The 19,913-nt window shown below is 47.0% G+C and carries 22 protein-coding genes; 19 read left to right on the top strand and 3 right to left on the bottom strand.

What is annotated here, in order from left to right; translation table 11 throughout:
• Positions 1-2 precede the first annotated feature (2 nt).
• From CB4_RS15405 to CB4_RS15380, 6 genes are all read left to right on the top strand, one after another.
• The gene (locus tag CB4_RS15405; protein ID WP_096466638.1) at positions 3-359 is read left to right on the top strand and encodes a hypothetical protein; all 357 of its coding nucleotides are present in this window, start codon (positions 3-5) and stop codon (positions 357-359) included.
• Positions 352-915, top strand: a complete 564-nt coding sequence (locus CB4_RS15400; protein ID WP_096466637.1) for a DUF4376 domain-containing protein — start codon at positions 352-354, stop codon at positions 913-915. Before CB4_RS15405 ends, CB4_RS15400 begins: the two co-directional genes overlap by 8 nt.
• Positions 916-1,239: 324 nt before the next feature.
• Positions 1,240-1,365 carry a hypothetical protein gene (locus tag CB4_RS21895; RefSeq protein ID WP_269459505.1) on the top strand — a complete coding sequence of 42 codons (126 nt, stop codon included), beginning with the start codon at positions 1,240-1,242 and terminating at the stop codon, positions 1,363-1,365.
• 43 nt (positions 1,366-1,408) lie between these two features.
• Positions 1,409-1,654: a hemolysin XhlA family protein gene (locus CB4_RS15390; protein ID WP_096466635.1), complete on the top strand. Its 246-nt coding sequence runs from the start codon at positions 1,409-1,411 to the stop codon at positions 1,652-1,654.
• A gap of 15 nt (positions 1,655-1,669) precedes the next feature.
• Positions 1,670-2,491 (top strand): M15 family metallopeptidase, encoded by an 822-nt coding sequence (locus tag CB4_RS21890; RefSeq protein WP_096466634.1) that lies wholly within the window; start codon positions 1,670-1,672, stop codon positions 2,489-2,491.
• Position 2,492: 1 nt separating this feature from the next.
• Entirely contained in the window at positions 2,493-2,693 is a 201-nt protein-coding gene (locus CB4_RS15380; protein WP_096466633.1) for a hypothetical protein, read from the top strand.
• Between the two features lie 224 nt (positions 2,694-2,917).
• Here CB4_RS15380 and CB4_RS15375 read toward each other — a convergent pair whose 3' ends face one another.
• Positions 2,918-3,514 (bottom strand): hypothetical protein, encoded by a 597-nt coding sequence (locus CB4_RS15375; RefSeq protein WP_096466632.1) that lies wholly within the window; start codon positions 3,512-3,514, stop codon positions 2,918-2,920.
• 22 nt (positions 3,515-3,536) lie between these two features.
• Positions 3,537-4,082 carry a matrixin family metalloprotease gene (locus tag CB4_RS15370; protein WP_096466631.1) on the bottom strand — a complete coding sequence of 182 codons (546 nt, stop codon included), beginning with the start codon at positions 4,080-4,082 and terminating at the stop codon, positions 3,537-3,539.
• 304 nt (positions 4,083-4,386) lie between these two features.
• Here CB4_RS15370 and CB4_RS15365 point away from each other — a divergent pair, with 304 nt between their 5' ends.
• Both CB4_RS15365 and CB4_RS15360 read left to right on the top strand, forming a co-directional pair.
• Positions 4,387-4,746 carry a hypothetical protein gene (locus CB4_RS15365; RefSeq protein ID WP_096466630.1) on the top strand — a complete coding sequence of 120 codons (360 nt, stop codon included), beginning with the start codon at positions 4,387-4,389 and terminating at the stop codon, positions 4,744-4,746.
• Positions 4,747-5,044: 298 nt separating this feature from the next.
• Positions 5,045-5,260 carry an alpha/beta-type small acid-soluble spore protein gene (locus CB4_RS15360; RefSeq protein WP_096466629.1) on the top strand — a complete coding sequence of 72 codons (216 nt, stop codon included), beginning with the start codon at positions 5,045-5,047 and terminating at the stop codon, positions 5,258-5,260.
• A gap of 352 nt (positions 5,261-5,612) precedes the next feature.
• Here the strand turns inward: CB4_RS15360 and CB4_RS15355 are convergent, their stop codons facing one another.
• Positions 5,613-5,822: a ferredoxin gene (locus CB4_RS15355; RefSeq protein ID WP_096466628.1), complete on the bottom strand. Its 210-nt coding sequence runs from the start codon at positions 5,820-5,822 to the stop codon at positions 5,613-5,615.
• A 209-nt stretch (positions 5,823-6,031) separates the two neighbouring features.
• Between CB4_RS15355 and CB4_RS15350 the strand changes: the two genes are divergently transcribed.
• The 11 genes from CB4_RS15350 to CB4_RS15300 all read left to right on the top strand — a co-directional run bounded on the left by CB4_RS15350 (position 6,032) and on the right by CB4_RS15300 (position 19,827).
• A complete protein-coding gene (locus CB4_RS15350) occupies positions 6,032-7,105 on the top strand; it encodes a YpbB family protein (protein ID WP_157738005.1) in 1,074 nt (357 codons plus the stop codon).
• Between the two features lie 3 nt (positions 7,106-7,108).
• Positions 7,109-8,683 (top strand): RecQ family ATP-dependent DNA helicase, encoded by a 1,575-nt coding sequence (locus tag CB4_RS15345; protein ID WP_096466626.1) that lies wholly within the window; start codon positions 7,109-7,111, stop codon positions 8,681-8,683.
• A complete protein-coding gene (locus CB4_RS15340) occupies positions 8,670-9,269 on the top strand; it encodes a CPBP family intramembrane glutamic endopeptidase (RefSeq protein ID WP_157738004.1) in 600 nt (199 codons plus the stop codon). Before CB4_RS15345 ends, CB4_RS15340 begins: the two co-directional genes overlap by 14 nt.
• 52 nt (positions 9,270-9,321) lie before the next feature.
• A complete protein-coding gene (locus tag CB4_RS21115) occupies positions 9,322-10,047 on the top strand; it encodes a LysM peptidoglycan-binding domain-containing protein (RefSeq protein ID WP_157738003.1) in 726 nt (241 codons plus the stop codon).
• A 52-nt stretch (positions 10,048-10,099) separates the two neighbouring features.
• The gene (locus tag CB4_RS15330) at positions 10,100-11,755 is read left to right on the top strand and encodes a DNA repair helicase XPB (protein ID WP_096466624.1); all 1,656 of its coding nucleotides are present in this window, start codon (positions 10,100-10,102) and stop codon (positions 11,753-11,755) included.
• Entirely contained in the window at positions 11,748-12,665 is a 918-nt protein-coding gene (locus CB4_RS15325) for an NAD(P)/FAD-dependent oxidoreductase (protein ID WP_096466623.1), read from the top strand. The genes CB4_RS15330 and CB4_RS15325 overlap by 8 nt, the downstream gene beginning before the upstream one ends.
• Before the next feature lie 427 nt (positions 12,666-13,092).
• A complete protein-coding gene (locus tag CB4_RS15320; RefSeq protein WP_096466622.1) occupies positions 13,093-14,097 on the top strand; it encodes a 2-oxoacid:acceptor oxidoreductase family protein in 1,005 nt (334 codons plus the stop codon).
• 21 nt (positions 14,098-14,118) lie between these two features.
• Positions 14,119-16,422 (top strand): thiamine pyrophosphate-dependent enzyme, encoded by a 2,304-nt coding sequence (locus tag CB4_RS15315; protein ID WP_096466621.1) that lies wholly within the window; start codon positions 14,119-14,121, stop codon positions 16,420-16,422.
• 198 nt (positions 16,423-16,620) lie between these two features.
• Positions 16,621-17,463, top strand: a complete 843-nt coding sequence (locus tag CB4_RS15310) for a GTP diphosphokinase (RefSeq protein WP_096466620.1) — start codon at positions 16,621-16,623, stop codon at positions 17,461-17,463.
• Positions 17,464-17,649: 186 nt separating this feature from the next.
• Positions 17,650-18,243 (top strand): genetic competence negative regulator, encoded by a 594-nt coding sequence (locus CB4_RS15305; protein WP_096466619.1) that lies wholly within the window; start codon positions 17,650-17,652, stop codon positions 18,241-18,243.
• Between the two features lie 291 nt (positions 18,244-18,534).
• On the top strand, positions 18,535-19,827 hold the full coding sequence (locus CB4_RS15300) for a Glu/Leu/Phe/Val family dehydrogenase (RefSeq protein ID WP_096466618.1): 1,293 nt from the start codon (positions 18,535-18,537) through the stop codon (positions 19,825-19,827).
• Positions 19,828-19,913 lie beyond the last annotated feature (86 nt).

Genomic DNA, 19,913 nt, shown 5'->3' with positions numbered 1-19,913 from the left:
AAATGGCGAAGTTACAGGAGCTTGAACTAAATGGAGTTAAAGTCCGCTTAAACAATGGCATGTGGGAAATAAATGACGGAACGGGGTGGAAGACTATGGCGGCGATTAAGAGTTTTCAGAGAGGGCTCGCTACTGCGCCATCAACTGCATCAACCTTTCCTAATGGTCAGAGTCTCTACGCGGTAGACGTAACCATTTCTGCTGTAGACATAACAAAAACGTCTGTACGAGTATGGTGTACAAGCGGAGGTAACACCACTATCCCAGCTGCGTACGCCTTCTTATCAAATACAACTCTTAGACTTGGAGCAGGGTTGCCAGGATCATACTTACAATTTGAGGTGACGGAATATGCGTAACAGTTACGTGTACGCCCAATTAAACGAGAACAGCACTGTTGTTGGGATTTTAGAATCTGATAGGGAAGTTGATTCTCCATCCTCTATCCTTATAGATGGGCTTACTCCAACTTTGTTTGGCGCAACGTATGACCGGGAAACAGGTGAGTTTCGCCATCTTGCACCAGTAGTTGATTTTGCAACACTGCAACAGCAGAAAAATGATGAGATGAGCGCCCTATGCGAACAAAAAATACTGGAAAACTTCTACTCGTCGTGCACGGGAACCAATCACGAATACGGATATAGTGCGTACGACCAGTTAAATTACAATAAGTATGCAAGTGATTTCGCACTTGATCCGACTGTAAGTGAAGTACCCATAAAAACGAAAGATGCTGGCCCCATCCTTCATAGCCGAGAGGCATTCCTTCTCTTTATGAAAGATGCTAAATCACATGAGTTATCTGCATTCGCTCGTTTTTGGGAAATTGAAAAACAAATTGCAAATGCCACAACAGAAGAAGAACTAAATACAATTACATGGGAGGTCACGGATGGAACTACAGCCGTTTGATCTCCTTTTTTGTTTCGGACGTACGTGGATCGGTCGCACAATTAGCCGGGTGACACATTCTCCCTACAGTTACGTCGCTATTGTGCGCGATCCCTTGCATATCGTAGAGACAGACTGGCGAAAACCTCTGCGAACGGACCACTTGAACTATCGGTCATCAGATTATGATGTTTTCCGTTATCAAGGAGCGCTCACAGCAACGCAAAAGGACAGGATGAAGCATTCATCAACTCTATGCTAGGCGCTCAATATGACACGATACAGAGCCTTACAAACGGTTTACATCTGTTGACTGGACTATCGATCAGAGACGCGCCAGACCGGATGAACTGCAGCGAGACAGTAGATCGGATGTTTGCATCTGCCGGTATCCGTCTCCTTGATGATGTACTTGGGGAGGTGACGCCTGGAGAGTTGGCTCAATCAGAATATTTGATGAAGGTTTCATAGTCGCTTATGCGGCTTTTTGATTTGCACAGAAAGGAGCTGGAGTATGCAGGAAGGAACTGAACTTCTTGAACGCATGGTTCGGATGGAAACGAAGCTCGATTTTATCATCCAGGACCGCGAACGACTCGAAATAACCGAGAAAATAGCACAAGAAGCATTGTCACTAACGAATGAAAATACGCGAGATATTGCAGAAATGAAAAGTGATCGAAATCGTATGTGGGGCGCCATTGCTGGCGGCATCATTACGTTTATCGGATCACTTTTTTATTTTCTGCTTACAAAATAGAACGGAGGCGTAGAAATGATAATTACATGGGAATGGCTTGTAAAGAAGAACTCCCGGCTGAATGACACTAATGTACACCCTACAGTCCGTCAGAAAGCCTGGGATGCCATCTTCGAGTTATGGAATAAAGGTATTTATGTATTGATCACACAGGGGTACAGAAGCATTGCAGAGCAGAACGATCTCTATGCGCAGGGTCGGACAAAGCTAGGTAAGATCGTGACGAATGCAAAAGGCGGGCAGTCGTACCATAACTTTGGACTAGCACTTGATTTCGCCCTCTACATAAAGGGAGGCGCTGATATAAGCTGGGATGAAAAAGCTGACTTTAACGGTGACAGAGCAGCTGACTGGTTACAAGTAGTTCAGGCGTTCAAAGCCAGAGGATTCGCTTGGGGTGGTGACTTTAGAAGCTTTAAGGATACACCTCACGTAGAAATGATATTTGGTCTTAACTACCGTCAATTGTCGTCCGGTTCAAAACCACCACAAGGTCCAAGTATAGTGACTATCCCTACAGAATGTAAGCAAACTACAAGCAAAACAAATAGTCTTCCAAACTGCTTTGTTGTAGTTAATGGCGCTAAGTTATTAGCAACCGGTATCATGTGTGATAACCTCTCATATTTGCCTGTACGAGCTGTTGGGAATGCGACGGGTGTTCCGGTAGGATTCGAGAATGGAAAGGCTCTGCTGGGCAAAGGAGCGCTTCAGACAACGCTTGTAGTAGGAGATACAGGCTATGCACATGCACGGGAGATCGCAGATGTGCTCGGATACAAGGTTGATTGGGACGGAAAGACTCAGACAGTCTCGCTGACGAAGGGAGCGCGATAGCATGAAAAGGTTTGAGTATGTATTTGCATTTGCCATACTTGCTGTACTGACAGCTGCCCTATTCATCGCTATGCTAGTATTGAGAGATAAAGATATCACGATGACAATTCTCACGGTACTGATCGGGGCCTTGTCTGCTGTTACAGCATTCTTTTTCACGAAGCACGTTCCAAAGCAGGAAGATAACAGGAAAGATGTATAGAAATGATATAGCCCCACTACCCAATTTCGGGTGGTGGGGCTTTTTTGTTTTGTCAAAATCAATTCGAAATTCACCACAAGTCCCTTTGTGACGTCTGATAACTTGATTTACGTTAACTTGATAGATATATGCTGGTTTGTATAAATAGACTATTTGGGATAAACCCTAAAAAGGAAAACCCAAGACCTGTTTAGCAACAAATAGGTCTTGGGTTTTCCTTTCGTTTATTTATTGTCTTTATGTTTGAATGTCTTTTCAAGTTCATCTATTGCTACACCATTAATATTAATATTTCCGGCTTCTACACGTTTAGATACATATTTCATTGCATGTAATTTACCATTAATATTTTTTAGTTTACCTTGTGATCCACCTAAAATGGTATATGTACCCTTGTCATTTTCCCGAGCAAAAATTACATATTCCTCTCCAGGTTGAACTACTGGGTCATCTCCCAATTCGAAATTTACCTTTTCCCCATTTAATTCTGTTATACCGGCAGTTTGTGTGATATAAATTTTTTGCCCTTTTATAGAGTTAATATAAGGTTTTTTTACTACTGCCTCAAAATCCGTTTTAGGTATATTTCCTATAGACCATTCTTTAGTTTTCTCTCCAATTGTGACTAATGCTACTAGGTCGCTTTGTTGTATTAACTCATCAATATTTCCATAACCATATGACCAACTTGCATCTGCATAAATTGTTTTTGTTGGTTTTTGAGCAAGTATTATTTGAGAAGAGCAAAAAATCCCTGCACCGGAAGCCACGGCTGCTGCTAAAATACCTGTAACTACTTTTTTGTTTAATATATTAATCATACTCTCACCTCTTTCGGGGGTATTATGGATAAAGGATTTTAATTCCAGCAATGTCATCAGACTGAGGAGTTGTTAATTTATAATCACCATAGCGACTTCCAGTACCAAAGGTGTAAGGGTTCATAATAACTTTACCATCACTATGTGCGAGTCCTAATGCATGTCCCATCTCATGAGTAGCTACTGAACTAAGTGCACCTGAGATATTGTATGTTGTCGTTTTAGCTTTGTTAAATGTAATGGTTCCAGAAGTGTATGTGCCAGCATATGTATTAGGGCTCATGTTGCATATTCCATCATAATCAGCTGTTGAATCATTAACTTCAGTGATATAGAGTTTTCCAGCACTTACATTGGAAAACTTAACTTTTGAGTAAGCAACACTATTCCATTCTGTGGCACCAGCACTAGCTGCAGTTTTTGCATTCGAGCCAATATAACTGTCATAGTACCAGGTTACAGGGTTTGCGCTTGCCCATTTTCCTCCTAATAAATGATAAGCAAAGACGCTGGATGAACTGAAAGCCATAACAGTAATTAAAGCGATTAAAAAAAGAGTTTTTTTCATATTTTCTCCCTTTCCTTCTTTTTTAATTTAATAGATTATAAACTCCTTTTTGAGATTTCCTCCTTTAAAGTTGATGTTAAAATTAGAGAAGATAATTAAAAAAACTGGAAAATATTATTAAATAATCTTATAGTTGTTAATAATAAAGTAATTTACATAAAATAACAATACAAAATAATCATAATTTTAAATTTTGTATATAAAATGTAATTAATATGAAAAAATATAGTATTGTTATAATAGAGTTGGTTCTTAAAACTTTTATTGATATATTGTTATTTTTAAATCCGAGGGAGAGGAATGTATGAGAAAGTTTTTGCTTTGTTTTTTATTTCTACTGATTGTAACAGCGTGTTCAAATGGTACAAGCATATGGAATCAGAAGCAGCAAAAAACAGCATCTTGGGCATACCAGTTTATAAAATGGAATGGTGTAACATACGTGGTAACTGGAGAAAAAATTAAAACAGTGGGAAAAGAAATTGGTTCAGTTTCTTCTTATAGTGATAAGGAAGATACCATACAATCAGGAGTTTTTTCAAATAAATACCCTGTTGGAACAAAGTTTTTTGAGATTGTTGGTACAGATATAAAAAAGGCTATTGCGGTTGAAGAAAAAGGTCGTATTTATATAAAAGCAATTAATGAAAATGAAGCGAAATAAAAACTTTCATCTTAACATCCGATAATAGTCATTATGGTAAACGGCTAAATTAACAAAACCTTATATTCGTTCAAAATCGGCCAAATTCAAGGTTTTTCCCTTTCGGGAAATAACGCAAAAAGCAATCGTTTCCCCAAATACACGATCCCTTGTTTTCTCCAGATTTCGTTGTTTTGCTACTTAGCTCCGTTCGAAAAATTTATATACATAAAGGATAAATTCCCTTAGTATACCACCTCTCCTATGTGGAATTTTAAGATTACCAAGAAGTAAAATTCTCCATAGCAGGCAATAAACTATGCCACAACAAAATCAAGGCCGTAATACTAACCAACTGGTAGTACCACAAGCGACTAATGCACTCGATCAAATGAAGTATGAGATTGCGGCGGAATTCAGTGTACAACTTGGACCAGATACAACTTCTCGCCAGAACGGTTCTGTCGGGGGCGAGATTACAAAGCGTCTTGTTCAGATGGCTGAACAACAACTAAGTGGTAAATACGTGCAATAATCTCTAATGTCCAAGCATACAATTAAACTATGCAAGGGTTATACAGTCAAAAGCCTCCCGGATGAGTGGGAGGCTTAATTTTGTTTGACGAGACTTTCGAGGAATGAGGGATCGGTAGGATGGTAAGGGGATAGACATAAAAGAACACAAAAAGAGCCAGTCCGAAAGGCATCGAACAGGCTCTTTTTTTCGTGTTTTCTTGACCACATTTTGACCACATATATTGTACATTGACCACACATTGACCACGCACTGTCGTCAATGTGGGCGCATCAATATCCGATAAAATGCAGTAAGACCGCACTTTTTCGCGTTTTCGTTACCGTAAACGCACTTCCGTTAAAGCAGAATTCTATTCTTCTACTTTAATGGAGTCAGTTGGGCAACCTTCAGCTGCGTCGCGAACGTCGTCGTGCAGAACGTCCGGAATTTCAGCAGTGTTTGCATTGTCATCGATTTTGTTGAAGGCAAGACCTTCATCATCGTAATCGAATACGTCTGGAGCAGTTGCTCCACAAGCACCACAAGCAATACAAGTGTCTTTATCAACATATGTTTTCATGGTTCTTTCCACCTCCAGGGTTCTAGGACAAACCGAGTTTGTCCACTTCATTCCTCATTGTAGTCATTGTTGCGCCGAATTTCAAGATGGTTCTTAAAAATAATCCGCGTATTTGTGTTCGCTTTTTTGCGTGGTGATACATGAATATTCGCTATAATGAAAGAACGTCCCTACAAAGGGGAAATACCCGAACAGCGGGAGAGGAAAACATGGAAAAAAATTTGGCCTTTACAGAAGGATTATATATACTGGCTGCCGCACGTATGGCGGGGGAGAGGACGCCTCAGGCAATTGTTCATCTTTTGCGCGGGCGGAAGAATAATCAAGCGATCGCGGATGCGGCACTGTTCGACCTGTCCATGTTGTACGGATTGTTTCAGCAACGCTCACCGGAGAGCATACAGAACGAGTTGAACCGTCTAGTGGACGACGGTTTGCTTGCTGTGCGCTCGCATGGAGAGCGATTGTCTGTGTATGTATCTGCCTTGGGTGATGTGAGGCTTACGCAGTTAGAAGAGGAGTTCGGCTATGCGGCGTGTCTTGCTTCTGTGTCATCTGTGTTTGAGCGAACACGTGCCGTACGATTCTGGCAGCGGACCGCACTCCTGGTACAGACGATATCTCAGCTTGTGTACGAAGAGCCGCATTTTTATCCGATTGTGGAGGAGCGAGGGATGCAACAAGATGTGAAGCAGGTGCTGTTATCGCATCCAGACCGTCTGGAGCTTTCCGTTCAGGTTAAAAGGGAGCTTTTTTGCTGGATGGAGCGGCTTGCGGAATGGGAGCGCGAGTTGCTGCTGCGCCGATTGAGCGGAAAGCCACGCGCCGGATGGACGTATGCACAGCTGGCGGCACGGCTTGATCTTGCGGACGGAGCTGCCGCCCTGCACCTCATCCGGCTAGCAGCGGAGCAGGTGAGTGTATGCAGTCCTGCGGCGTTTCCTGTGCTGTCCCGATTCGTGGAAGCGCCGGATGACGGATTAAGCCAATCGGCGCGCCAGACGAAGCGGCTTCTACAGGAGGGGCGTACCGTAGAGGAGATTATCCAGCTGCGTCGCCTGAAGCGGGGGACCGTCGAAGATCACATTGTTGAGATTGTGCTTGCAGATCCAGCTTTTCCGGTGAGTTCGCTTGTGAAAGCAGACAAGCTTGCGCGCATTCACGCGTTTGTAGCAGAGACTGGCACGCGCAAAATTAGCGATATTCGGCGCGCGCTCGGGGAGGCATACAGCTATCTTGATATTCGGTTGGCGTGTGCCCGGCTACCGAAGCAGGAGGAATAATAGATGAATGAAAAACAGGTAGCAGAGATGTTGCAGCGGTATTTTGGCTATTCGGTGTTCCGGGCAGGGCAGTGGGACATTATCCGGCATGCGCTTGCAGGCGAGAATGTGCTTGGCGTGCTAGCGACAGGTGGCGGTAAATCCGTGTGTTACCAGCTTCCGGCGCTTATGTTGCCCGGGCTTGCGGTTGTGATCTCACCGTTGATCTCGTTGATGGTTGATCAGGTTCGTCAGTTACGCCAGAGGGGGGTTCGTAGTGCCGAATACATTAACAGTGCCCTGTCACAGCAGGAGCAGGCGTGGAAGATGCGGCAGGTGGCGAATGGCCAGATCAAAATTTTGTACGCATCACCCGAAAAGCTACAGCAGGAATCATTTGTCCGCGAGCTTGCGGGAGTCGGTGTCTCATTGTTTGTGGTGGATGAAGCGCATTGCATCTCGCAGTGGGGGCATGATTTCCGGACGGACTATCAGCGCCTGGGCGAACGAATCGCACGTCTTGGTCATCCGCCCGTGCTGGCGCTGACGGCTACCGCTACGGAAGCGGTACAACGTGATATCTGCACGCAGCTCGCGATTCCGCCTGAGTGTGTGCAGATGCAGTCGGTAAACCGGGAGAACATCTGCTATGATGTGGCTCGGCTTGATAATGAGCAGGATAAGAATGAGCTGATGTTTGCGAAGCTTGCGGAACTGCAGGGACCGGGGCTTGTGTATTTTCGCTCACGGAGTGGCACAGAGCGGGCGTTTGCTCGGGCACAGGAGCGCGGGATCGAGCGCTGTGCATTTTATCATGGCGGCATGGCAGCGGATGATCGGATGCTCGTGCAGCAACAGTTCCTCGATGGAGAGCTTACGATTGTATTTGCGACGAATGCATTCGGTATGGGGATCGACAAATCGGATATTCGATTTGTCCTGCACTATCATATGCCACCGGATATGGAGTCGTATTTGCAAGAGACAGGTCGGGTTGGGCGAGATGGCAGGCCAGGATACGCGTGTCTTCTTTCGGTGCCGGAAGATGGACTTCTGCCTCATCAGTTGATTCATGAAGAATATCCGGATGAAGTGCAGATGCGGGATTGGACGGCGGCGCTTGTGTCGCATGCGGGGCAAGAAATCGAGCTAAAAAAAACGGATATGCAGATGAAGTACGGGCTTAGTGAGCAACAGGTACAAATTTTGCTGTACCATCTCGAAACGCTGGGCGGGGTGTCGCGTGTGCAGCGCAGTCGGGATGGCTGGATGCTTGTAGTATCACAGACAGTCCCCACTAACTGCCAGAGATTGTCTGCCGCAATTGCCCGCCGCAGAGGGGAGCGGTATGGTAAAGTAGAAGAGATGCGCCGCTTTTTGCATGAGGCAGGATGCCGGCGTGAGAAAATCGGTCGCTACTTTGCACAGGAGCATCATACGGCGCTGGCAAGTTGCTGTGACCGATGCGGTATCGATATGCAGACGTACCGGAAACAAGAGGAAAGCGTGGATCAGCGCGATGCGTTAGAGTGGAACTGGCAGAAGGAACTTGATTGGCTTCTGCCGGTGGAAGGAGATGCACCGCATGGATGTACGTAAAATGGGGCTAACCAGCCGCGTGCTGGCCATTAATGTATATATGACACAGGGGATTTTGTTGTTGTGCGGGCTTGTGGGCTTGTACTGGTTTTATATTCGTTCGGGCCGGGGATGGCAGGAGATATTCACGCTGGCTGACTGGCAGTCTGGCGTACTGTATGGTACACTGGTGGCTCTATTTGTGATCGTGGCGGAAGTCGTGCTTCTCGTAGTGCTACCTCGGGGGATGTTTGATGACGGCGGTGTGAACGAGCTACTGTTCCGAGATTTGTCCGGCGTACAGATTATAAGTCTTTGTCTCGTGGTCGCTGTGTCAGAAGAACTATTGTTCCGTGCCGTGATACAGCCCGGACTTGGCATTTGGTGGACGAGTATTTTGTTTACGGTGGTTCACGTTCGTTATTGGAAGAAATGGGTGATGGTCGCTGTCGTATTCGGGATTAGTTTGCTTTTTGGTGCCCTGGTTGTTCGGACAGGGGCGGTGTGGGCGGCGATCTGGGCCCATTTTCTAATTGATGTGGCTCTCGGTTATTTCGTAAAAAAAGGGTGGTTCATCCATAAAATGGAGGAAAACTCGGGTGTATAGTCGAATGATGTAAGATAAAGACGAAACGAACGGGAAAGAGGGGACAAACGTGATGAATGAACAGCTGCATCCGAAGCATGAAGCTGATCAGGCTGATGAACTGCGCAGGCTGATTGAACAGACGAAAGGAGCTGCTGAGCAATCTTCCGAGTTGCATAGGGAAGAGGGTGAACGAGCTGTGGAGCCTGTGCGTACAGGTCTGCTCCCGCCGCGCAGCGCGGTTCATGTGAAGGAGCCGTTGAATCTTGTTCCGTACTATGCAAGTGGAGCGATTGCGATAGCATTGTTTGCAGGCTTTGGATTCTGGTGGTTTGCTGGGAAGAGTGAACCGGCTTCAGCTCCCGCCTCTACTGTTCCGCAAGCTCAGGCAAAATCTGCACCGACTCCAGTTAAACCACCTGCTTCGGTCCCGATACCGACTCCAGCCAAACCACCTGCTCCGGCCCCGGTACCGACTCCAGCCAAACCGCCCGCTCCGGCCCCAGTACCGACTCCAGCCAAACCGCCTGCTCCATCACCTGTGCCGGTCAAGGTGGCGGAATCGGCTTCGGCTGCCCGGCCAGAAGCGGTCAAGCCGGTCCAAAAATCAGCTTCCGTTTCAAAAAAGAAGCGAGTCATTCGTCACCGGATGCAGGCAGGAGAGACGCTGTACAAGCTATCTGTGCGCTATTACGGCACCGGAAAATATCAATTTTATTTGGCGCGTTATAATAACATTCGCAATACACAGAACGTGTTTGTTGGATCTACTGTCAAAATTCCGATGCCACCCGGATAAAGGTGGCTCTTTTTGTGGGAAAATAACAGCGATATAGAAAGGAGCAACATTCATGGATAATCCGTTAATCGTGCAGGGAGATCGGACACTGCTGCTTGAAGTTGAGCATCCGAAATACCGTCTGGCCCGCGATGCGATTGCTCCCTTCGCTGAGCTGATCAAAAGCCCTGACTATATTCATACATATCGCCTTACTCCGCTGTCACTCTGGAATGCAGCCTCTCTTGGGTTGTGTGCCGACACCATTCTTTCAGCACTGGCGGCGTATGCTCGCTATCCGGTTCCGCGCCATATCGAAGCAGAAATCCGCCAGACAGTAGAGCGATTCGGACAGATCCGTCTTTATCAGGACAGGGATATGCTTGTGCTTGCATCAGCAGCTGAAGATGTCATGCATGATATTCTCAGCTATCCGTCTATTGCGGCTCTTGTCACAGAGCAGCGAAGTAAGCAGCATGTTGTGATTCCATCGGCGTTACGTGGTGTTATCAAGCAGGAGTTGTTGAAGCTCGGCTACCCGGTGCAGGATGAAGCTGGCTATACAGATGGAGAAGTACTTCCGCTTGTGCTTAGAGAAGGAAGTGAGTTCTCGCTGCGTACGTATCAGAAAGATGCGGTTGATGCTTTTTATGCGGGTGGGAGTCTCGCGGGTGGGAATGGTGTCATCGTCTTGCCGTGTGGTTCCGGCAAAACCGTTGTCGGTATCGAAACGATGGTACGATTCGGTATGGCAACCCTTATACTGACAAGTAGCTCTGCTTCTGTACGGCAGTGGCGGGATGAGATTATTGCACGAACATCCCTTGCTCCTGAACAGGTTGGCATGTATACAGGGGAGTGTAAAGAGGTGCGACCGGTGACGATCAGCACATACCAAATGGTGACACACCGCGCAAGCAGCACCGGGCAATTTCCTCATCTGTCGCTCTTTCATGAGCGCAACTGGGGATTGATTGTGTATGACGAAGTGCACCTGCTTCCCGCTCCGGTCTTTCGCATGACAGCAGACATTCAGGCGAAGCGACGGCTTGGCCTGACAGCGACACTTGTGCGGGAAGATGGGCGTGAGACTGATGTATTTAGCTTGATCGGCCCGAAAAAATATGAACTGCCGTGGCGATACTTGGAAGAACAGGGGTATATCGCGGAAGCGCACTGCACAGAGATTCGCGTCCCGCTGACAACGGAGCTGAAGACGAAATATATGCAGGCGGATGAACGGCAAAAGTTCCGCCTGGCCGCAGAGAACCCGATCAAGATCAATGTTGTGAAAGATGTACTCGCTGACCATCCGAACGATCCGGTCCTGATCATTGGTCACTACGTCTCTCAGCTTGAACGATTAGCACAGGAGCTAGGCGTCCCACTTATCACTGGAAAAACGCCGCATTCAGAGCGAGATGAATTGTATAGCCGTTTTCGTCGGGGTGAGATTACTCGTCTCGTCGTATCACGGGTTGCGAATTTTGCGATTGATCTGCCTGATGCTAGTGTGGCTGTACAAGTGTCCGGCACGTTCGGTTCGCGTCAGGAGGAAGCCCAGCGGCTCGGACGGGTGCTGCGCCCGAAGAAAGATGGGCGCGGGGCCTGCTTTTACTCCCTTGTATCAGCTGAGTCCAAAGAGGAGCAGTATGCATGGAAGCGGCAGATGTTTCTTGTGGAGCAGGGCTATCGATATGAAATGAAAGGGGCGGATGTGAATGTATGATTGTGCGATTATCGGTGGAGGGATTGCGGGTTTGCAAGCTGCCATTCAGCTTGGACGCTACATGCATCGGGTAGTTGTATTCGATGCGCACGGCGGGCGATCTGTACTGGCGAAAAAATACAGCAACATAATCGGGTTTGAGAATGGAGTAAGCGGGCCTAGTCTACGGGAGATTGGGCATAAGCAGGCGCGTACATATGAAACCGTGGAGTTTGTGAATGCGCGAGTAACGGAAGCGCGCCGTCTGTCCGACGAATATTTTGAACTGCGGACAGACGACGGACAGGCGGTACAGGCGCAGCGTGTGCTCTTAAGCACGGGGCTTTCGGATCGGTTGCCCGAAGAGATTGAAGGCTTGCATGAAGTGCTTGGCAGTGCGATTTATTTATGCCCGGATTGTGACGGGTATGAAGTGCGGGGACGTGTATGTGCTATTCTTGGAGCCGGGGATGTAGGGGCGGCGCTTGCCTGTACGCTTCGTTATTGGACAGATCAGCTGATTTATATTAATCATGAGCCGGACGAGAACCTGATTTCTGCTTCGTTGCGCAGCCGTTGTGAGCAAGCAGGAGTTGCCATCTATGAAGGGAAAATCCAGGCTGTACATGTACAGGATGCAGAACATCTGTCGGCTGTTGAGCTGGCGGATGGGACGCGAATTAAGGCGGAGAAAGGGTTCGTAGCTTTTGGTGGTGTTCATGTAGAATCTGACCTGGCCGAGATGCTTGGGGTGAAGCGGCTCGAAAATGGCCATATCCCGGTGGATGGTCGTACAAAAGAAACGAATGTGCCGGGGGTATGGGCGGCAGGAGATGTTACAGTGCATTCTCAACTGCTAACGGTGGCGATCGGTGACGGAGCGCAGTCGGCGATCTGGATTCATAAGAGCTTGCAGGATGATAACAGATAACTGTTTTAAAACTGCGATCTTATGTTATAGTACACGAATGAAAAATATAGGATTTATGCAGAGTCCGAGGGATCGGGCTCTTTTATTTTGTCAAGTAATTAATATACTAATAGTGATAAATAAAAACTGTATTAGTTTTTTATTTTCGTTTGTATCATATCTGTTTCTTGAGTGTTTTTGTCGAATTGTAGCAGGTTAATGCCTGTTAAATCAGCATAGTAAGCGTTTTTATAAATTTTTTAGAAAAATGGTCAAAAAACTGTTGTTGATATAAAATCATACTGTTATAATCGTGATAACAAACTGGTGTAAGAGGATTTTGAATTTTGCTAATAACCAGCAAGCTTATTTGAAACGAAAAAGATAAGCGAGTGTTTCATAGAATTGAAGCGGCTGTTTTACTATATGAATAAGGGGAGGAAAAACGATGTCGTTGCTTCCAAAGAAAAATGAACTGGGTTTTTATGAAATCCGTCTGGAGTCAATCGGAGGTCTCGGAGCTAACCTGGCGGGCAAAATGCTTGCAGAAGCCGGGGTGCTCGGTCTTGGACTGAACGGGATGAACTTCTCATCCTATGGTTCGGAGAAAAAAGGGTCGCCAGTAAAAGCGTTCGTCCGCTTTGCTGACCCGGATATGCGAATTCGCGCGGCAAGTCCGATTGAACGCCCGCATGTGGTAGGTGTATTCCATGAAGCACTGTACAAAACGATCGATGTAGTATCCGGCCTGGATGCACACGGGATTGTGCTTGTAAACTCAACACGTGAGTTTGACGAAGTTCGCGGCGATCTGCATCTTGAATACGGCACGCTGGCGATTGTTGACGCGCTTGGGATTGCCGTAGAAGAAAAAACAAAAGTAAACACAGCGATGCTCGGGGCCCTATTCCGCATCTGTGACTTCTTGGACCCCGATGCGATGCGTGCTGTTATCCGCAAAACATTCGAGAAAAAATACCCGCATTTTGTTGAACCGAATATCCGCACGTTTGATCGCGGCTACAATGAAATGCAGTTCAAAACATATGAAGTGCCAGCAGGATCAACGGGCAAAGCGTTCGTCCGTTCGCAACCGGCGCTTGGCTATGCGACACAGCCGATTGGCGGTGTAGTGGTGAATCCTGGCAATAGCATCTTAAAAGACTTGAGCGGCAGCCGCCAGGGCTTCTTGCCGGAATATCACGAGAGCAAATGCATTCATTGTGCAGCCTGTGATACAGTTTGTCCGGACTATTGCTTCGTCTGGGAAGAAGGAACGGATAAAAAAGGACGTCCACAGATGTTTCTCTCGGGCATCGATTATCAATACTGCAAGGGTTGTCTAAAATGCGTGCAGGCTTGTCCTGTGGAAGCTCTGACGAATATGCGCGAAGAAATTGGCTATGCGGAAGATAACCGCGTACCGCACAAATTCATTCTGGCTGAAAACTAAACCAAGAGGGGAGACTTACACATGGCGATTGAGTACGATAAAGAAAAAGCGCGGTTAAACGAGATTGCACCGGAGCAAAAGTTAACGTTTGAGTCCGGCAACGAGATGGCGGCAATCGCGGCGGCACAGATTAATTATCACTTGATGGGCTATTTCCCAATCACGCCGTCCACAGAGGTAGCGCAGTTCCTCGATGCGATGAAGACACGTGGTGAGCATGATATTGTTTTGATCCCGGCGGATGGTGAACACGGCTCGGCGGGGGTATGCTATGGGGCTGCAGCAGCGGGCGGACGCGTATTTAACGCGACGAGTGCGAACGGATTTTTGTATATGCTTGAGCAGCTGCCAGTGCAGTCTGGTACACGGTTCCCAATGGTATTAAATCTTGTCACCCGTGCGATCAGTGGTCCGCTTGATATTCGCGGTGACCATTCTGACCTGTATTACGGCCTTAATATCGGTTGGCCGATTTTGTTAGCTCGTGATCCGCAGGCGGTATATGACATGAACATCATGGCGCTCAAAGTAGCGGAGCACGCAGACGTGCGCTTGCCGGTAATGGTAGCGTATGACGGCTTCTTCACATCGCATCAGAAGCGCCGTGTGCAGTACTTTAGCGACCGCAAAACGGTGCAGGATTTCGTAGGTGAGATGCCGTCGGGCTACGTGCACGCACTTGACCCGGAAAACCCGGTTACCATCGGTCCATATATGAATGATCCAGACTTGATCAACAACAACTATCAGCAATCCGAAGCGATGTACAAAGCGTACGATGTATTTAAGCAGGTGTCAGCAGAGTATGAAAAAATCTCTGGCCGCAAATACGATATACTTGATCTGTACCGCATGGAAGATGCAGAAGTGGCGGTATTCCTGCTGAATTCAGCATCTGAATCGGCCAAAGACGTAGCCGACCAGCTACGTGCTAAGGGCATCAAGGCGGGTGTCATCAGCCCGAATATGATTCGTCCGTGGCCAAAACAGGAAATTCAAGAAGCTTGTAAAAACCTGAAAGCGATCATGATCGGGGAGCGTGCTGATTCATACGGTGGACACGGCGCGAACCTGACACATGAACTGAAATCGACACTGCAAGAGCTGAAAGGCAATGAAACGGTCGTTGTCAGCCGCATCTTCGGTGTGGGCGGTAAAGACTTCTATCATGATGATGCAGAAGCGTTTTTCCAGCTGGCAATCGAAGCGGCAGACCTTGGCTATGCGCCAACTCCGTTCGACTACTACGGTCATACGCCGGGTAATCCGGATGCCGTGCCGAAAAAATTATTGAAGCCGCTGCATGGGGATGCGTTTAAAACGGGTCTCATCACGGTAACGCCAGATGAAGCGACAGGCAAGCTGAACGTGAAAATCCCGCCGTTGCGCGCGCTCACCAAAAAACCGAAGCGTATCGCACCAGGGCATGGCGCATGTCCGGGCTGTGGGATCTTCCCGGCACTTGAGCTGTTCTTTAAAGGTATCGAGGGTGACATCGTTGTATTGTTCCAGACCGGCTGTGCGATGGTTGTAACAACGGGTTATCCATACAGCTCACACAAGCAGTCCTATATTCACAACTTGTTCCAGAATGGGGCGGCGACGCTGTCCGGTGCGGTTGAGATGTTCTTCGAGCGTAAGCGTCGAGGAGAGATTGAAGTAGCAGATGATTTTACATTCGTCATGGTTACAGGTGACGGCGGGATGGATATCGGTATGGGGCCAGCAATCGGTACTGCGCTGCGTAATCATAAAATGATCATCCTGGAGTACGATAATGAAGGATACATGAACACAGGTAGCCAGCTGTCTTACTCTACACCGCTTGGCCATATGACATCCACATCGAATGTCGGCAAAAAGCAGGGCGGTAAGACGTTCCATCATAAAGACACCGCGCAGATTATGGCGGCGACAAACATTCCGTATGTATTCACGGGTTCTGAAGCGTTCCCGCAGGACCTGCTGAAAAAAGCAGCAAAAGCGCAGTGGTATGCCCAGAACGAAGGGCTTGCGTATGGCAAAATTCTCATTGCGTGCCCGCTGAACTGGAAGTCGCCGGATGAGGAAGGACAGTCCATCGTTGAAGCGGCGGTAAACTCCTGCTTCTTCCCGCTGTATGAAGTCGAGCGTGGCGTTACGACCATTACGCATGATCCGGAAGCGAAAGGCAAGCGCATCGAAGTAGGCGATTGGCTGACACTGATGGGCAAAACGAAGCATTTGACCAAGCCGGAATATGAGCCGACGATCCAAGCGTTTAGCAAGGAAGTCGAGCGCAGATGGCGTCGTCTGAAAGCGAAGCACGAAAACGAATACTTGTAAAAATAAAAGAGCGGCCTTTGAGCCGTTCTTTTTTTGTCAAACTTTTTCTGGATATTCTTTATTGTTATAAAACTTGTATCATTTGATTGGCAATAAGGTTTTCCATCTGTACAAGTTGATCGGTTCTTCTATTTGCAAACTTTTTTGTTATAATGAACAGCAGAGGCAAGAAAGTAAGGTAAGGGGGATACATGTCTAGTGGATGACAGAAGCTGGGAGCAATTCCTCATTCCATATGAACAGGCCGTAGAGGAATTGAAGGTGAAGTTTCGTAGTATTCGCAAAGAGCTAAAGAAGCGCAACGAATATTCGCCGATTGAATTTGTAACAGGCCGTATTAAAAAAATATCAAGCATTTTGGAGAAAGCGCACAAGTTAAATGTTCCGCTTGATCAACTTGAAGAAATTGAAGATATAACCGGAATTCGCATCATGTGTCAGTTCGTGCAGGATATTGAGCGTGTGGTTGAACTTGTTCATCAGCGCGGCGGCAAGGACATGACGATTGTGTATGAGAAGGATTACATAAATAATCAGAAGCCAAGTGGATATCGAAGCCATCATATTATTATCCGTTATCCGGTACAGACTGCGCACGGGGAGAAGGAAATTCTGGCCGAGATTCAAATCCGTACGCTGGCGATGAATTTCTGGGCGACGATTGAGCACTCGTTGAGCTATAAATATGAAGGGAATATTCCGGACGATATCCGGGAGCGTCTGCGTACGACGGCGGAAGCGGCCCACTTGCTTGATACGGAGATGTCGGAGATTCGGGATGAGATTCGGGATGCACAGCAGATGTTTGAGTACAAGTCGAACATGGTGTCCCGCATTTTGCAGGGAATCGAGAACTTGTATCAGCGTGGCTTCGTGATCGAGGCGACTGCTTTTCAGAATGAGTTCCGTGAGATTCGCGACCGCGGCGATGTAATTGAGCTGCGCCAGTTATCCCGCACAATTCAGGCGAAGATCATCGAGGTGAAGCGTCTGGAGAAACAGAGCAGGCAGTTGGAGGAAGAGAAGGAAAAGGGAATGTGAAGAAGCAACCGGGCGTGCAAAAAAATACAGCTACCCGATAGGCTTGTAGCTGTATTTTTTTATGTTTCCCACCTTGTACCGTATTGACTCCCCGTGGTATCATGAAAATAATATATTTATTTGAACACAATACATCCTGTAACGTATTCTAATACTACCACCGAATTTGCGGAGGGAGGGGTCATAATGCGCGTTGAACGTCTCAATCAGGATAAGATTCGTATTTTTTTAACCTTTGATGATTTAACCGAACGGGGTATCGAAAAAGACGACATGTGGCGAGATATTCCAAAAGTACATGAGCTTTTCAATGATATGATGGACCATGCTCATGATGAAGTTGGATTTACGGTTAATGGTCCGGTCGCCGTTGAAGTGTTCTCACTTCCTGCGCAGGGCATGGTTGTCATTGTAACGCGTGGTAAGACGGAAGCGAGCGATGCGGACGATCTGGATTATGACGATATATACGAGATGCAGGTTACCCTTGAAGAGAGTGATGACATTGTGTATATATTCCACGATTTTGATCATCTTATCGAGCTGGCGCATCGCATTCAGGGGAAAGCTCCATACGGTGGGAGCGCATATGCGTACCGTGACCGTTACTATCTCGTGTTTGAAGATGTGGATATGGAACGTAGTGAATATGATAACTTCATTGCGGTACTGTCCGAATACGGCGAAGCATCTACATTAACGAAGTATGTACTGCAGGAATATGGCAAAACGATCGTTGAGGCGGAAGCGGTTGATGTTTTGTGCCGTTATTTCGATTGATTTCATAGGAACACCGAGCACGCGGCTATCTGTCCGCGTGCTTTTTTTGTGATCGCCTGCGGTATGTAACGGATGTGTTCAAGTTGTTGTATAATGCCGATGAGAATTGGTATAATTCAAAAATGGTTCGGGTGTGTATCGCCAGGTATGGCAATGAATGGCGTGATTTTTTGTTATTAAAATCTGACGAAAAAAAAGCCAGTTTTGCACCTTCCAAATACTAAAATAAAGATGTATACTGGCTAGGATTGAACTTTATCAGATAACCAAATCTCGAAGGTGGTATTGTTTATGGGAGCAAATGAAGTAGCTGGAAAACCTGCGAATGGGAACGCAGGTCAGCAAGAAAGTTTGAATGTATTAGAGTCAACGCAAACAGTCATTCACGAAGCGTTGAGTAATCTTGGTTACTCCGAAACGATGTATGATTTTCTTAAAGAACCAATGCGTATGTTTACGGTCCGGATTCCGGTACGTATGGATAATGGCGAGACCAAAATTTTTACAGGCTACCGTGCACAGCATAATGATGCAGTTGGACCGACAAAAGGTGGCGTTCGCTTCCATCCGGATGTTACTGAGGATGAGGTTAAAGCGCTTTCAATTTGGATGAGTTTGAAGTGCGGTATTGTTGATCTGCCGTACGGCGGTGGTAAAGGCGGTATCATCTGCGATCCGCGTGAGATGTCATTCCGTGAGCTTGAGCGACTGAGCCGTGGTTATGTACGTGCGATCAGCCAGATCGTTGGACCGACTAAAGATATTCCGGCGCCGGACGTATTTACGAACTCACAAATCATGGCATGGATGATGGATGAATACAGCAAAATCCGTGAATTTGATTCACCGGGCTTTATTACAGGCAAACCACTTGTGCTTGGCGGCTCACAAGGCCGTGAGACAGCGACTGCCAAAGGGGTTACAATCTGCATCGAGCAGGCGGCGAAAAAACGTGGCATTGACATCAAAGGCGCACGTGTAGTCGTTCAGGGCTTCGGTAATGCGGGTAGCTTCCTGGCAAAATTCATGCATGATGCGGGTGCAAAAGTAATTGCCATCTCAGACGCATATGGTGCACTGCATGATGAGAACGGTCTCAATATTGACGATCTGCTTGATCGTCGTGATTCATTCGGTACGGTGACGAAGCTGTTCACGAATACAATTTCGAACCAGGAACTTCTGGAACTTGATTGCGACATCCTCGTTCCGGCTGCGATTGAAAACCAGATTACAGCAGCGAATGCGCATAACATCAAGGCAGGCATCGTGGTAGAAGCGGCGAATGGACCGACGACGCTCGAAGCCACTCGTATTCTTACCGAGCGCGGCGTTTTACTTGTGCCGGACGTGCTTGCAAGCTCTGGTGGTGTAACTGTTTCGTACTTCGAATGGGTACAGAACAACCAGGGGTACTACTGGACAGAAGAAGAAGTCGAAACTCGTCTGCGTGATGTGTTGGTGCGTTCTTTCGAAAACGTATATAACACACATACTGCACGCGGCGTGAATATGCGTCTTGCCGCTTACATGGTAGGCGTGCGTAAGATGGCGGAAGCAAGTCAATTCCGCGGCTGGGTGTAGTACGTGCACATCCGCAGTTGAATTGCGGACAAAAAATCCTCTACAATATCGTAGAGGATTTTTTTTCGTATGATTGGTACAGAGAA

Origin of the sequence: Aneurinibacillus soli (assembly GCF_002355375.1) — a bacterium.
GTDB lineage: Bacteria > Bacillota > Bacilli > Aneurinibacillales > Aneurinibacillaceae > Aneurinibacillus > Aneurinibacillus soli.
Note: the sequence above shows the minus strand (reverse complement) of the source record. Positions and strands in the feature narration are given on the sequence as shown.

Coding starts and splice junctions, on each gene's coding strand:
- CB4_RS15350 (WP_157738005.1), top strand. CDS start 6,032: ATGGAAAAAAATTTGGCCTTTACAGAAGGATTATATATACTGGCTGCC.
- CB4_RS15340 (WP_157738004.1), top strand. CDS start 8,670: ATGGATGTACGTAAAATGGGGCTAACCAGCCGCGTGCTGGCCATTAAT.
- CB4_RS21890 (WP_096466634.1), top strand. CDS start 1,670: ATGATAATTACATGGGAATGGCTTGTAAAGAAGAACTCCCGGCTGAAT.
- CB4_RS15400 (WP_096466637.1), top strand. CDS start 352: ATGCGTAACAGTTACGTGTACGCCCAATTAAACGAGAACAGCACTGTT.
- CB4_RS15305 (WP_096466619.1), top strand. CDS start 17,650: ATGCGCGTTGAACGTCTCAATCAGGATAAGATTCGTATTTTTTTAACC.
- CB4_RS15330 (WP_096466624.1), top strand. CDS start 10,100: ATGGATAATCCGTTAATCGTGCAGGGAGATCGGACACTGCTGCTTGAA.
- CB4_RS15300 (WP_096466618.1), top strand. CDS start 18,535: ATGGGAGCAAATGAAGTAGCTGGAAAACCTGCGAATGGGAACGCAGGT.
- CB4_RS15370 (WP_096466631.1), bottom strand. CDS start 4,082: ATGAAAAAAACTCTTTTTTTAATCGCTTTAATTACTGTTATGGCTTTC.
- CB4_RS15365 (WP_096466630.1), top strand. CDS start 4,387: ATGAGAAAGTTTTTGCTTTGTTTTTTATTTCTACTGATTGTAACAGCG.
- CB4_RS15355 (WP_096466628.1), bottom strand. CDS start 5,822: ATGAAAACATATGTTGATAAAGACACTTGTATTGCTTGTGGTGCTTGT.
- CB4_RS15345 (WP_096466626.1), top strand. CDS start 7,109: ATGAATGAAAAACAGGTAGCAGAGATGTTGCAGCGGTATTTTGGCTAT.
- CB4_RS15405 (WP_096466638.1), top strand. CDS start 3: ATGGCGAAGTTACAGGAGCTTGAACTAAATGGAGTTAAAGTCCGCTTA.
- CB4_RS15325 (WP_096466623.1), top strand. CDS start 11,748: ATGTATGATTGTGCGATTATCGGTGGAGGGATTGCGGGTTTGCAAGCT.
- CB4_RS15360 (WP_096466629.1), top strand. CDS start 5,045: ATGCCACAACAAAATCAAGGCCGTAATACTAACCAACTGGTAGTACCA.
- CB4_RS15380 (WP_096466633.1), top strand. CDS start 2,493: ATGAAAAGGTTTGAGTATGTATTTGCATTTGCCATACTTGCTGTACTG.
- CB4_RS21895 (WP_269459505.1), top strand. CDS start 1,240: ATGAACTGCAGCGAGACAGTAGATCGGATGTTTGCATCTGCCGGTATC.
- CB4_RS21115 (WP_157738003.1), top strand. CDS start 9,322: ATGAATGAACAGCTGCATCCGAAGCATGAAGCTGATCAGGCTGATGAA.
- CB4_RS15320 (WP_096466622.1), top strand. CDS start 13,093: ATGTCGTTGCTTCCAAAGAAAAATGAACTGGGTTTTTATGAAATCCGT.
- CB4_RS15390 (WP_096466635.1), top strand. CDS start 1,409: ATGCAGGAAGGAACTGAACTTCTTGAACGCATGGTTCGGATGGAAACG.
- CB4_RS15315 (WP_096466621.1), top strand. CDS start 14,119: ATGGCGATTGAGTACGATAAAGAAAAAGCGCGGTTAAACGAGATTGCA.
- CB4_RS15375 (WP_096466632.1), bottom strand. CDS start 3,514: ATGATTAATATATTAAACAAAAAAGTAGTTACAGGTATTTTAGCAGCA.